Source organism: Acidovorax sp. LjRoot129, from assembly GCF_964253765.1.
Lineage (GTDB): Bacteria > Pseudomonadota > Gammaproteobacteria > Burkholderiales > Burkholderiaceae_C > Acidovorax.
Genome location: NZ_CAXUSE020000001.1, coordinates 5,170,396 through 5,184,067 on the forward strand (window position 1 = coordinate 5,170,396; position 13,672 = coordinate 5,184,067).

Consider the following 13,672-nt stretch of genomic DNA (forward strand, 5'->3'; position numbering starts at 1 on the left):
CCGGCTCCCCGGGGGCGGTCCTTTCTTTACCTGTCCCCAGCCCACCGCCCCACGTGCCACGCTGCAAGCCCCCCACCGTGCAGACCCCCTCCCTGCGGACCCGGCCGACCACGGCACAGGCCGCGGCGCTGCGCCCCCCCGTGCCCCGGGCTCTGGCCTATGGCGTGGCGCTGGCCTGGTGCGGGTTGCCACTTTCCGTGCTGGCCCAGGCGGGGGGCGCCCCGGCACCCAGTGCCTGGGACGCGCCGCCCGCCCTGCGCACCTCGCCCCTGCTGCAGGAGAAGATCCCGGACGCCGTGCGCCCCCAGCTGCCGGTCTTCGTCAAGGGTGACCACATCAGCGGGCAGACCGACCTCAACGCGGTCATCGAAGGCAATGCCGAACTGCGCCGGGGCGACACCGTCATCCGCGCAGACCGGCTCGACTACGACGTGCCCGAGGACCTGGCCAAGGCCAAGGGCCAGGTGCGCATCAACCGCGCAGGCAATGTGTATGAAGGCACGGCGCTGGAACTGCGCGTGGATGCGTTCGAGGGTTTTTTCAGCGACGCCCGCTACCGCTTTCTGGCCACGCAGGCCCACGGCGAATCCACACGCCTCGACTTTATCGACAAGGACCGGGCCGTGGTGCACAACGCCACCTACACGACCTGCGAGCGCGGCAATGAGGCGAGCTGGCAGCCCGACTGGGTGCTGCGCGCCGGCACCATCCGCATCGACAACGAAGAATCCGTCGGCACGGCCGAAGACGCGGTGCTGGAGTTCAAGGGCATCTCGGTACTGCCCATTCCGTACATCACTTTTCCGCTGTCGGACAAGCGCAAGTCGGGCTTGCTGCCGCCCACCATTGCCCTGGACAGCCGCGATGGCGTGGCCTATTCGCAGCCCTACTACTGGAACATCGCCCCCAACCGCGATGCCACGTTGCGGGCCGCGCTGATGACCAAACGCGGCGCGAACCTGGGGGGCGAGTTCCGCTACCTGGAGCCGACCTACAGCGGCGAGATCAGCGGCGATGTGATGCCCGCCGACCGCCTGCGCGACCGCATGCGCTGGGGCTATTCGGGCAAGCACCAGGGCAGCTTCAACACCGGCATGGGCGCCCTGGGGCTCAACATCAATATCAACCGCGTGAGCGACGACAACTACTGGCGCGACTTCGGTCGCGCGTCGGAGCCGCTGCGCCAGCGCCTGTTGCCCGGCGATGCCACGCTGTCATGGGGCGCCAACGACATGACCGCCGTGGTGCGCACCCTCAAATGGCAGACGCTGCAGGACGTCACGTCGCCCATCGTGCCGCCGTACGACCGCATGCCGCAGCTGCAGTGGCGCTACGTGCCGTCCCAACTGGGTGGCGGGTTTGATGCCAGTGTGGAGCTGGACACCACACGCTTTCAGGCAGCGCGCGCACTGACCGGCCAGCCCAACGCCGACCGCAGCTACGCCATGGCGCAGATCAGCCGGCCGTTTCTGGCGCCCGGTGGCTTTGTCACGCCGCGGGTGCAGTTGCATGCGACCACGTACCAGTTTGATACCGCGCTGTCCAACGGCGCGCGCTCGGCCAGCCGCACCTTGCCGACCTTCAGCCTGGACAGCGGCCTGGTCTTCGAACGCGACGCTGCGTACTTCGGCCGGTCTTTTCTGCAAACGCTGGAGCCGCGTGCGTTCTACACCTACACGCCCTACCGCGACCAAAGCCGCCTGCCGGTGTACGACACGGCGGCCAACGACTTCAACTTCGCCACGATCTATACCGAGAACGCGTTTGGTGGCAACGACCGGATTGCCGACAACAACCTGCTCACGCTGGGCGTGACCACCCGTTTGCTGGACCCGAACAGCGGCGCCGAGGCCGCGCGCTTTGGCATCGCCCAGCGCGTGCGCTTTTCGGACCAGCAAGTGACGCTGCCCGGCGGGACACCCGTGAGCGAGCGGCTGTCGGACCTGTTGCTGGGCGCTGGCATCAGCTGGACGCCGCAGTGGGGCTTTGACTCCACCGTGCAGTACAACCCCAAGACCGGCCGCTCCATCCGCTCGACCATCGGCGCGCGCTACAGCCCCGGCAACTACCGCACCGTGAACGCGGCGTATCGCCTGCAGCGCGGCACCAGCGAGCAGATCGACATCGGCTGGCAATGGCCGCTCAACGACCTGTGGGGCGACAAGGGCAAGGACCTGGGCCCTGGCCGCGGCCAGGGCGGCGGGCGCTGGTACACCGTGGGCCGCCTGAACTACAGCTTGCAGGACCGCAAGCTCGTGGACACCGTGGTGGGCTTTGAGTACGACAGCTGCTGCTGGATCGGCCGCGTCGTGCTCGAGCGCCTGCAAAGCGGCGTGGCCACGGCCAACACCCGCCTGCTCTTTCAGATCGAATTCGTGGGCTTCTCCCGCCTCAGCCTCGGCTCCAGCCCGCTGGAAACCTTGCAGCAGCACGTGCCGCGCTACCAGAACCTTCGGGGTCAGGTCGCTACGCCGAGCCGTTTCAGCAACTACGACTAACGCACACCGCCATGAATCACCGTGTCATCGCATTGGCCATCGCCGCCCTGGCTTCCCTGATGTCCGAGGGCGCTCTGGCCCAGGGCCTGCGTCCCTCGGGCGCGCCCGCCGGCAAAGGGCTGACCGCCCGCCCGCCGGCGACCCCGTCGATCACGCTGCCGGCTCCGGATGCAGCGGGCAGCACCAGCGCCGGCTCGGCCACGCGCCAGGCCGATTTCATCGTGGCCGTGGTCAATTCGGAGCCTGTGACCAACAACGAAGTCCGCTCGCGCCTGGCCCGCGCCGAGGCCCAGATGGCGCAGCAGGGCGGTGCCGTGCCGCCGCGGGATGTGCTGGCGCGCGAAGTGCTCGAGCGCATCATCCTTGAGCGTGTGCAGCTGCAGCAGGCCAAGGAGTCCGGCGTCAAGGTCGACGATTTCGCCGTGTCGCAGGCCGAACAGGGCGTGGCCCGCCAGAACAACATGACGACCGAAGACCTGTACCGGCGCCTGGGCCGCGACGGCATGGGCCGCGATCGCTTCCGCGAGGAGTTGCGCACCCAGCTGCTGCTGCAGCGCCTGCGCGAGCGTGAGGTCGAGGCGCGTGTGAAGGTCACCGATCTGGACCTCGACCAGTACCTGCGCGAACAGCAAAAGGGCAACGATGTCGCGTCCATGGAAATCAACCTGGGCCACGTGCTGGTGGTGGTGCCCGAGAACGCCAGCCCCGTGCAGGTGGCCGAGCGCCAGGCCCGTGCCCAGCGCGCTGCCGACCGCGTGCGGGCCGGCGAGGAATTTGCCACGGTGGCGCGCGAGCTGTCCGACGCACCCGAAGGCCAGCGCAACAACGGCCTGCTGGGCCTGCGCCCGGCCGACCGCTACCCCGAGCTTTTCGTGAACTCCACCCTGGGCCTGCCCGTGGGCAGCATCGTGGGCCCCGTGCGCTCGCCTGCCGGTTTTCACGTGCTGAAGGTCGTCGAACGCGTCACCGCCGGCGTGCCCACCAACGTGGTGCAAAGCCATGCGCGCCACATCCTGCTGCGCACCGGGCCCCAGCTGTCCGAGTCTGCAGCCGCTGCCCGCCTGGCCGACTACCGCCGCCGCGTGCTGGCGGGCCAGGCCGACTTTGCCGCACTGGCGCGCGAGCATTCGCAGGACGGCAGCTCCAAGGAAGGCGGCGATCTGGGCTGGGCCAGCCCCGGCCGCTATGTGCCCGAGTTCGAGCAGGCGTTGAATGCACTCAAGCCCGGCGACATCAGCGAGCCCCTGGTGTCGCGTTTCGGCGTGCACCTGATCCAGCTGCTGGAGCGCCGCGAGGCCAAGCTCACGCAGCGCGAGCAGCGGGAGATGGCGCGCGACACCGTGCGCGAGAAGAAGCTCGACGAAGCCTACGCCACCTGGGCGCAAGAGCTGCGCGGCCGCGCTTACGTCGAGTATCGCGATCCGCCGCAATGAGGATGGAGTACTTGCCCCTGAGGCGCTGCGCGGCGGGTCGGCCCTTGCGCGGCCGCCGCGGGTCTGGATGGCGCCCCTTGCAGAGCTCGCCTGCCGTCGTTCGGCACATCGAAAATACCAGCGAGCCAACGGCATGAAACACATCCCCCGCAAGCGCTTCGGGCAGCATTTCCTCTCTGACAAAAGCATCATCGAAGACATCGTTCAGGCCATTGCGCCCCAGCCGGGCCAGCCCATGGTCGAGATCGGGCCGGGTCTTGCAGCGCTGACCCAGCCCCTGGTGGAGCGCCTGGGCCGCTTGACGGTGATCGAGCTCGACCGCGACCTGGCGCTGCGCCTGCGCCTGCACGGCCAGCTCGACGTGATCGAATCCGATGTGCTCAAGGTCGATTTCACGCAATTGGCGCAGGAGTTCCGAACCCGCACCGGACTGCCGGATTTGCGGCTGCGTGTGGTGGGCAACCTGCCCTACAACATCTCCACGCCCATCCTGTTCCATCTGCTGGACCATGTGCAGGTCATCGAAGACCAGCACTTCATGCTGCAAAAGGAAGTGATCGACCGCATGGTGGCCAAGCCCGCTACCAGCGATTACGGCCGCCTGTCGGTGATGCTGCAGTGGCGCTACGCCATGGAAAACGTGCTGTTCGTGCCGCCCGAGAGCTTCGATCCACCGCCGCGGGTGGACAGCGCCGTGGTGCGCATGGTGCCGCACGCGGAGCCCGCGCCCTTGTCGATGCCCTTGCTGGAAGAACTGGTGCAGGTGGCCTTCAGCCAGCGCCGCAAGCTGCTGCGTCACACGCTGGGCCGCTGGCTCGAAACACGCCAGTTTGCCGGCACGTTCGACACCCAGCGCCGCGCCGAGGAAGTGCCTGTGGCCGAATTTGTGGCCCTGGCACAGGCGTGCTCATAAATCAATAGCTGCCAGCGCTTGATGGGTAAGCGCTAGGCACCAATCAGGTCGCTAATCTTGAAAACTGGCGCGACCCATGCGAGAACCGCCGCGCAAGGGCCGCCCCGCCGCGCTGGCGGTGTCCCCTTTCCCGAATTGCGCAGCAATTCGAGAGAAGGGGGAAGGCGCGCAGCGCCTCAGGGGGATGGTCCGAATTCAAGCAGCCGAAAGCCAGTAGCCCGAATTGAAGGGGCTGCTCATGCGCAACGCCATGGGCGATACGTCCACGAGCTTGTCCGTCGGCATCTTTTCTGCGGTGGGATCAGCGCTGCTGATCTCAATGCCTTCGACACCTTGGGTGCCGGTAGCCTCGTTAGCCCGTTCTGCTTGGCTGGTGGATGCAGAACGGGCTACAGAAAAGAATAGAAACACCGGAAGGGGATTTTCCGGTCCCCCCAGTAGTCTGCGGCGTCGCGGAAGATGTCGAGCAGCTGCTCGCGGGCTTCCTTGTCGAACTTGCCGGTGGCGGGGATCTGCTCAAGCACCACGATGAAGCCGGGCTGCGGGCCCGATTTGTGCAACGGGTCTGTCATGCAGTCGTACAGGGCATCGAAGTTCTTGCCGAAGTGCGACGGGAAGGTGAATTGCCCGGCAATCAGATCGAGCACATCCTGCTTGGACTGTGCGTGGGCCAGGTTGGCGTACAAGAAATGGTGGCCCATGGAGGTCGCGGCATCCTGCAAGTCCTGCACGCGGAACGCGCGAATGGACTGCACGATGTTCGTGCGCACGCCACGAAGTGGCGTCTCTGGGTGTTTAAGAAGTGGCGTCTGCATCTCCGCTACTCTTTCTTTTTAAAGTCCACAAACTTCTGGCATTTCGCAAGGCAGCACCAAGGCCGCCTGCGGGTGGGGAATTCAATGGGATACGGAACACATCGCCAAGTTCATGGCGTGGTGCACCGAAGCGGGGTCACTCAACGATTTCGCGAAAACTGGCGTAGTGGTCGCTGGTGTAGTAGCAGGCGTCCGGAATACGGGGCTTGCCGCCGCACACGATGCGCCGGGCTCCCCGGTCGCGCGATCCTGGCGTTCTGACGGTGTATTCACGGTAGTAGCCCCGCTGGTGGGCGGGCAACAGCCGCTCGCGATTGCCGAAAACCGAGCCGTCCTTGTCGTACGGAAATGGCCCACCCTCATGGATCAGCGCATAGGTTGCGCGCCCCTCTCGGGGCAGCTCGGCCAATGCGATGGGAGTGAGAGAACCGCCGGGTGACGGGGATTTCCGGGCGTGCCCCGCAACCGGGGACAACACGAACGCAACACCCAAAACACACAAAAACCCTGCTTTGCGCGCCTGGGTGGCTACAGCCTTCAGCATCAACGAAACCTTTCACACGACTTATGCAATCCGGGACAAGCAGATCGCCTATCCCTGAAGACGCACTTCATGCACCCTTGCTTGCATAAGTCCAGACTCCAGAAACCTACGGGTTAACCCGAAATTTCGACCCGCTAGTGTGACTCAATGGCCCCCAAAAAGCAAGCGTCTGCACAAAGATTGGGCAGACGCTGAACGGGGATGAAGGCCTTTTAAGTTAGCGCTTGCTATCTATCCATGGCTCACCGAGACACGTTGGCATCGGCCACCGTGAGGGCTGTCATGTTCACGATGCGGCGTACCGTGGCGCTCGGCGTCAGGATATGCACCGGCTTGGCGGCGCCCAGCAGCACCGGCCCGATGGCGATGCCCCCGCCCGCGGCGGTTTTGAGCAGGTTGTAGGCGATGTTGGCAGCGTCGATGTTGGGGAACACCAGCAGGTTGGCGTCGCCCGTGAGTTCGCTGCTGGGCATCACGGCCGCGCGGGCCTTGCCGTCCAGCGCCACGTCGCCATGCATTTCGCCGTCGACTTCGAGCCACGGCGCCTGCTGGCGCAGCAGCTCCAGCGTCTGGCGCATCTTGATGGCGCTGGGGCTGTTGCTGGTGCCGAAATTGGAGTGCGACAGCAGCGCGGCCTTGGGCTTGACGCCAAAGCGCAGCATCTCTTCGGCGGCCAGCACGGTGATCTCGGCCAGCTCCGCGGGCGCGGGGTCGTAGTTGACGTGCGTGTCCACCAGAAACACCTGGCGGCCGGGCAGCATCAGGCCGTTCATGCAGGCGTACACCGGCACGTCCTGCGCCGTGCTGTCGGCGCCGCCGGCGTGTTTGCCGATGACTTGGTCGATGTACAGCAGGTGGTTGTGCGTGGTGCCCCAGGTGCCGCAAATCAGACCGTCGACCTCGCCCTTGTGCAGCATCATGGCGCCGATGAGCGTGAGGCGCCGGCGCATCTCGATCTTGGCAACCTGCTGGGTGATGCCCTTGCGTTCCGTCATGCGGTGGTAGGTCTGCCAGAAGTCGCGGTAGCGGTGGTCGAAGTCGGTGTTGACCACGTCGTAGTCCACGCCTTCCTTCAGGCGCAGGCCGAATTTTTCGATGCGCTGGGCGATGATGGCGGGGCGGCCGATCAGCGTGGGGCGCGCCACTTTTTCGTCCACCACGATCTGCGCAGCACGCAGCACGCGCTCTTCTTCGCCTTCGGCGTAGGCCACGCGCTTCTTGGCGGCAGTGCGGGCGGCGTCAAAGATCGGCTTCATCGTCGTGCCCGACGCGTAGACGAAGGTCTGCAGGCGGTCGCGGTACGCGTCCATGTCGGCGATGGGGCGCTGTGCCACGCCGCTGTCGGCGGCGGCCTGGGCCACCGCCGGCGCGATCTTCATCATCAGGCGCGGGTCGAACGGCTTGGGGATCAGGTACTCGGGGCCAAAGGACAGCTTTTCGCCCACGTAGGCTGCGGCCACGACTTCGCTCTGCTCGGCCTGGGCCAGTTCGGCAATCGCGTGGACCGCGGCGATCTCCATCTCATCGGTGATGGTGGTGGCGCCGCAGTCGAGGGCACCGCGGAAGATGTAAGGGAAGCACAGGACGTTGTTGACCTGGTTCGGATAGTCCGAACGCCCCGTGGCCATGATGATGTCGCTGCGCACGCTGTGGGCCAGTTCGGGCAGGATCTCGGGGTTGGGGTTGGCCAGCGCGAAGATCACCGGGCGCTCGGCCATCGAGGCGACCATTTCGGGCTTGAGCACATTGCCGGCCGACAGGCCCAGGAACACGTCCGCGCCCACCATCACCTCGGCCAGCTTGCGCGCGTCTGTCGGTTGCATGAACTGGCGCTTGTCGTCGTCCATCAGCTCTTCGCGGCCTTCGTAGACCACGCCGGCCAAGTCCGTGACAAACACGTTCTTGCGCTGGATGCCGACCTTGAGCAGCAGGTTCAGGCAGGCCAGCGCTGCGGCGCCCGCGCCGCTGGTCACGAGCTTCACGTCCTCGATCTTCTTGTCCGCCACCTTCAGCGCATTCACGATGGCCGCGGCCACCGTGATCGCCGTGCCGTGCTGGTCATCATGGAAGACCGGAATCTTCATGCGTTTGCGCAGCTCGCGCTCTACATAAAAACAATCAGGCGCCTTGATGTCTTCGAGGTTGATGGCGCCGAAGGTCGGCTCCAGCGCGGCAATCACTTCCACCAGCTTTTGCGGGTCCTTCTCATCGATCTCGATGTCGAACACGTCCACGCCGGCAAACTTCTTGAACAGGACGGCCTTGCCTTCCATCACCGGCTTGGAGGCCAGCGCGCCGATGTCGCCCAGGCCCAGCACGGCGGTGCCGTTGGTGATGACGGCGACCAGGTTGCCGCGCGAGGTGTAGCGGAACGCATTGGCCGGGTCTTTGACGATTTCTTCGCAGGGCGCTGCCACGCCGGGCGAGTAAGCCAGCGCCAGGTCGTGCTGGTTGATCATCTGCTTGGTGGCGGCAATCGACAGCTTGCCGGGCTTGGGAAACTCGTGGTACTCGAGAGCGGCACGGCGCAACTGGGCGCGCTTGTCAGATTCGTTGTTGTTGTTGTTCTGGTCCGTGGTGTTCTCGGGCATTCAGTGTCTCCAACTCAAGGTGGTGCAAAAAACCATGCTGCAGCGGCTCCGCGCGCGTTGCTGTCAGCTTTGTAAGGGTCCGCGATTGTAGGACGACGCCGGTAAAAACCCTAGTAAGCAAATCTGCTTAGATGGGTCATGTTCGCCCTGGCAAAAACACCGCCATCTCCCGGCTTCGCCAACAAAAACGCCCCGCAGCCGAAGACTGTGGGGCGTGGCAGGTGAAACCGAGGGAGGGTCAGCGGCTGCTGGGGAAGGCGAACACTGCGCCCTCGCGCACACCGGCCGACGGCCAGCGCTGGGTGATGGTCTTGCGTTTGGTATAGAAGCGCACGGCATCCGGCCCGTAGGCATGCAGGTCGCCAAACAGGCTGCGCTTCCAGCCGCCGAACGAGTGATACGCCACGGGCACGGGCAGGGGCACGTTCACGCCCACCATGCCGACCTGGATGTGGTCGGTGAAGTAACGCGCCGCCTCGCCGTCGCGCGTGAAGATGCAGGTGCCGTTGCCGTATTCGTGGTCGTTGATGAGCTGCATGGCTTCCTGCAGCGTCTTCACGCGCACCACGCCGAGCACGGGGCCGAAGATTTCCTCCTGGTAGATCTTCATGCCCGGCTTGACGTTGTCGAACAGGCAGGCGCCCAGGAAGTAGCCTTGCTCGTGGCCCGCAGCCACCTTCACATCGCGGCCGTCCACCACCAGCGTCGCGCCTTCGGCCACGCCCTGGTCCACATAGCCCTTCACCTTCTCGAAGTGCTGCTTGGTGACCAGCGGGCCCATGTCGTTGCCGTTGTCCGTGCCGGGGCCGACCTTCATCTTGGCGATTTCGGTCTTGAGGCCCGCAATCACGGCGTCTCCCACTGCGTCGCCCACTGCCACCAGCAGCGGGATGGCCATGCAGCGCTCGCCGCACGATCCGTACGCCGCGCCCATCAGGGCGCTCACCGCGTTGCCCACGTCCGCGTCGGGCATCAGCACGGCATGGTTCTTGGCGCCGCCCAGGGCCTGCACGCGCTTGCCGTGCTTGCAGCCTTCGGCGTAGATGTACTCGGCAATGGGGGTGGAGCCCACAAAGCTCACGGCCTTGACGCGCGGGTCCTGCAACAGCGTGTCCACGGCCGTCTTGTCGCCGTTGACGACATTGAGCACGCCCGGTGGCAGGCCGGCTTCCAGCGCCAGCTGGGCGATGAACAGCGTGGAGGAAGGATCACGCTCCGACGGCTTGAGAACAAAGGTGTTGCCGCAGGCCACGGCCATGGGCCACATCCACAGCGGCACCATGGCCGGGAAGTTGAAGGGCGTGATGCCCGCCGCCACGCCCAGCGGCTGGAATTCGCTCCACGAGTCGATGCTGGGGCCGACGTTGCGGCTGTGTTCGCCCTTGAGCAGCTCGGGCGCATAGCTCGCGTATTCCACGTTTTCGATGCCGCGCTGCAGCTCGCCGTGTGCGTCGCTCAGCACCTTGCCGTGTTCGGCGGTGATCATGGCGGCGATCTTGTCGGCGTTGTCTTCGAGCAGGACCTTGAGCTTGCTCATCACCCGGGCGCGCTTCAAAGGCGGCGTGTTGCGCCAGGCCGGGAAGGCGGCCTCGGCCGATGCAATGGCGGCCTCGACCGTGGCCTTGTTCGCCAGCGCCACGCTGGTGGTGGACTGGCCGGTGGCCGGGTTGAACACCGGCTGCGTGCGTTCGGTGTCGGCAACGATCTTGCCGTCGATCAGGTGGCCGACGGTGGTGGTGACGTTCTTGTCGTTCAACATAGTGGTAATTTCAAGCAAAAAGTGCCGCCAGCGCTTGATGGTAAAGCGCTAGCAGCTATCAAAATAGGAGCGTCAGGCAGTTTCGGTCAACGCATCGCCGAGCGCACTCACCAGGCGGTCGATCTCGGCCTCGGTGCTGATGAACGGGGGTGCCAGCTGAATCGTGTCGCCGCCGTAGCGCACGTAAAAGCCTTTTTCCCAGCATTTCATCGCGATGTCGTACGGGCGGCGGGCGGGCTCGCCGGGCAGCGCGCTGATGGTGATACCTGCCGCGAGGCCGTAGTTGCGGATGTCCGCCACATGCTTGGCGCCCTTGAGGCCGTGCACTGCGTTCTCAAAGTACGGCGCCAGGGCTTTCACGCGGCCGGGCATGTCTTCCTTTTGCAGGATGTCCAGCACTGCATTGCCGGCAGCGCAGGCGACGGGGTGGGCCGAGTAGGTATAGCCGTGCGGGAACTCGAGCATGTACTCGGGACCGCCCTGGTTGATGAAGGTGTCGTAGATCTCCTTGGTGGCGATCACGCCGCCCAGCGGCTGCGCGCCGTTGGTGACCTGCTTGGCAAAGTTCAGGATGTCGGGCGTCACGCCAAAAGCCTCGGCCCCCGTCCAGGTGCCGCAGCGGCCAAAGCCGGTGATCACTTCATCAAAGATCAACAGAATGTTGTTCTGCGTGCAGATCTCGCGGATGCGCTCCAGGTAGCCCCGGGGCGGGATCACCACGCCGGCCGAGCCTGAAAACGGCTCCACGATCAACGCGGCAATGTTGGATGCGTCGTGCAGCGCGATCACGTCCAGCAGCTTGTCAGCCAGCGCACGGCCGCCGTCCTCGGCCATGCCCTTCTGAAAGGTGCCGGCCGGTGGCTGCGTGTGGGGAATGTGGTCCGCCTCGATGCCCTGTCCGAAGGTCTTGCGGTTGCCCACGATGCCGCCCACCGAGATGCCGCCGTAGTTCACTCCGTGGTAGCCCTTCTCGCGGCCGATCAGGCGGGTCTTGCTCGCCTGGCCTTTGGCGCGCCAGTACGCGCGGGCCATCTTGAGTGAGGTGTCAGCCGACTCGGAGCCCGAGCCGGTGAAGAACACGTAATCCAGGCCCGCGGGCGTCAGCTCCTTGAGCTTGTTGGCCAGTGCGAACGACGCCGGGTGGCCGAACTGGAAGGCTGGCGAATAGTCGAGCGTGGCAGCGGCGCGGCCGATGGCCTCGGCCACCTCCTTGCGGCCGTGGCCGAGGCCCGAGCACCACAGGCCCGAGAGGCCGTCAAAGATCTTGCGGCCTTCGGAGTCGGTGTAGTAGGCGCCCTGGCCGCTCACGATCATGCGCGGCTTGGCCTTGAAATTGCGGTTGCCGGTGAACGGCATCCAGTGGGCTTCGAGCCAGGCAGCGTCGGTGCGCACGGCGGCTGCGGGGTTGGGATCGATGACGGCAAAGGACATGGCGATTTCCGTGGGAGGGAGAAAACGCCATTGTTGGTTTGCTGGTTAATTTCTCAAAGCATCAAATATCCATGTTTACTTGCCTGTTTATGCAAGTAACAGCGCGGCGTTGCGGATGCTCCAAATCCGTTCGAGAGTCGATCTACCCCGTGGGGCGGTTGTGCTTGTTTGTGCCTCAGCGGCCTTGGGCATGCGCGTCGCGCAGCGTCATCACCGTGCTCGCCATCCTGGCCACGGGTTTGCCGTCTTCGCGCTCGATGTCGCAGCGGTAGTGGCTGATCGTGCGCCCGCGGTGCTCGGCCCACGCCCGGGCACACAGCCGCGACTGCCAGACCGGCCGCAAAAACGTGGCCCGAAGATCGATGCTGGTGAAGCTCTCGCCCGGTTGCATCAACGTGGAATGGGCCGTGCCGATGGCGGCGTCGGCCAGCTCGCACAGCAAACCGCCGTGCACGGTGCCCTGCTGGTTGCCATGCAGGGCGGCGTCGGCCTGCAACTCGATGCTGGCCGTGCCCTCGCCGATGGCGACGATGCGAAACGCCAGCAACGCGGAGATCGCTGTGGGGTAACGCATGTGGGTGGCGTCGCCGGGGGCCAGCGTGCCCGCCAGCTGGCGCTGCAGGTAATCCAGCACGGAAAGCTGGCGAAGGGCGGGAGTCATGCGGAGTCCTTTCAGGGCTGGTAACAACCTCGATTAAAGGCAGGGGCGGCCTGTGCTTCAATCGATCTTTTCTCCTCTTCGCATGCGCCATGAGAATGCGACTTCCCCTCCCGCTGGTTCAACTGCCCCCGCTCGACATGGTGCGTGGCTTTGTCGCGGTAGGGCGCCGCATGAGCATCACGCAGGCAGCGCAGGACCTGTGCCTTACCCAGTCGGCGGTCAGCCGGCAGGTTGCGGCGCTCGAGGCGCAGCTGGGCGTGCGGCTGCTGGTGCGTGGCCACCGCAGCATCGCCTTCACCCCCGAGGGCGAGCGGCTTTTTCGCAGTGCCGACGGAGCCCTCCAGCAGCTGCAGGATGTGTTGGGGAGCATCAGCACGCGGGGCGTGCCCCGCCCCGACGCTGAGCGCCTCCATCGGCGTGACCGGCCTGTGGCTGTTGCCACGCCTGAGCCGGCTCCAGCAGCTCCATCCCGGGGTGGATTTGCGGGTGTCTGCCAACAACCGCGTGGCGGACCTGCGCAGCGACGGCATCGACTTGGCCATCCGCTACGCCACTGCCGAGGACGCGCCGGAGGGCGCGCGCCGGCTGTTTGGCGAGACCGTGGCGCCTGTGGCGTCGGCATCGCTGGCCTGTCGGTCGATCTGCGCGGCCGAGGATCTGCAGGCGCTGAACCTGCTCGAGTTCGATGCGCCCGAACACCCCTGGCTGCAGTGGCAGGGCTGGGCGTCTGCCATGGGCTGGCCCTCTGTCCGGCCCAGTGGCGTTCTGCGCTTCAACCAGTACGACCAGGTCATCCAGGCCGCGCTGGCCGGGCAAGGCGTTGCGTTGGGGCGGCTCGAACTGATCCGCCCGCTGCTTGACGAAGGCCGGCTGGTGCTGGCCGGGCAGGCCCAATGCACGGTGCAGACGGCGCACGCCTACTGGCTCCTACAGGCGCAACCCCATCCGCCCGACGACGTGCGCGGCGTCGCCGCGTGGATCGAAGCCGAGGCGGGGGCCGAGCGCGCCGGGCCGCTTTCATAATCGG

9 protein-coding genes and 1 pseudogene are annotated in these 13,672 nt (G+C 65.7%); 4 read left to right on the forward strand and 6 right to left on the reverse strand.

All coding sequences use genetic code 11. The features are described from left to right. Positions 1-77 precede the first annotated feature (77 nt). From ACSQ3Q_RS23725 to rsmA, 3 genes are all read left to right on the forward strand, one after another. Positions 78-2,498, forward strand: a complete 2,421-nt coding sequence (locus ACSQ3Q_RS23725) for an LPS-assembly protein LptD (RefSeq protein WP_436136757.1) — start codon at positions 78-80, stop codon at positions 2,496-2,498. An 11-nt stretch (positions 2,499-2,509) separates the two neighbouring features. Then, positions 2,510-3,931, forward strand: coding sequence for a peptidylprolyl isomerase (locus tag ACSQ3Q_RS23730; protein ID WP_436136758.1), 1,422 nt, complete (start codon positions 2,510-2,512; stop codon positions 3,929-3,931). A 133-nt stretch (positions 3,932-4,064) separates the two neighbouring features. Then, complete coding sequence (gene rsmA, locus ACSQ3Q_RS23735) at positions 4,065-4,844, forward strand: 16S rRNA (adenine(1518)-N(6)/adenine(1519)-N(6))-dimethyltransferase RsmA (protein WP_436136759.1); 780 nt, start codon at positions 4,065-4,067, stop codon at positions 4,842-4,844. 389 nt (positions 4,845-5,233) lie between these two features. Here rsmA and ACSQ3Q_RS23740 read toward each other — a convergent pair whose 3' ends face one another. The 6 genes from ACSQ3Q_RS23740 to ACSQ3Q_RS23765 form a co-directional block, all read right to left on the reverse strand. Continuing rightward, positions 5,234-5,659, reverse strand: a complete 426-nt coding sequence (locus ACSQ3Q_RS23740; protein ID WP_436136760.1) for a barstar family protein — start codon at positions 5,657-5,659, stop codon at positions 5,234-5,236. 136 nt (positions 5,660-5,795) lie between these two features. Continuing rightward, complete coding sequence (locus tag ACSQ3Q_RS23745) at positions 5,796-6,203, reverse strand: ribonuclease domain-containing protein (RefSeq protein ID WP_436136761.1); 408 nt, start codon at positions 6,201-6,203, stop codon at positions 5,796-5,798. A gap of 242 nt (positions 6,204-6,445) precedes the next feature. Next, on the reverse strand, positions 6,446-8,794 hold the full coding sequence (locus ACSQ3Q_RS23750) for an NADP-dependent malic enzyme (RefSeq protein ID WP_436136762.1): 2,349 nt from the start codon (positions 8,792-8,794) through the stop codon (positions 6,446-6,448). A gap of 238 nt (positions 8,795-9,032) precedes the next feature. Further along, a complete protein-coding gene (locus tag ACSQ3Q_RS23755; RefSeq protein ID WP_436136763.1) occupies positions 9,033-10,553 on the reverse strand; it encodes a CoA-acylating methylmalonate-semialdehyde dehydrogenase in 1,521 nt (506 codons plus the stop codon). A gap of 72 nt (positions 10,554-10,625) precedes the next feature. Next, complete coding sequence (locus tag ACSQ3Q_RS23760; protein WP_436136764.1) at positions 10,626-11,984, reverse strand: aspartate aminotransferase family protein; 1,359 nt, start codon at positions 11,982-11,984, stop codon at positions 10,626-10,628. A 175-nt stretch (positions 11,985-12,159) separates the two neighbouring features. Then, the gene (locus ACSQ3Q_RS23765) at positions 12,160-12,645 is read right to left on the reverse strand and encodes a PaaI family thioesterase (RefSeq protein ID WP_436136765.1); all 486 of its coding nucleotides are present in this window, start codon (positions 12,643-12,645) and stop codon (positions 12,160-12,162) included. A gap of 95 nt (positions 12,646-12,740) precedes the next feature. On the opposite strand from ACSQ3Q_RS23765, the pseudogene ACSQ3Q_RS23770 reads away from it, so the two are divergent. Next, a pseudogene (locus tag ACSQ3Q_RS23770) lies at positions 12,741-13,668 on the forward strand (LysR substrate-binding domain-containing protein). Positions 13,669-13,672 lie beyond the last annotated feature (4 nt).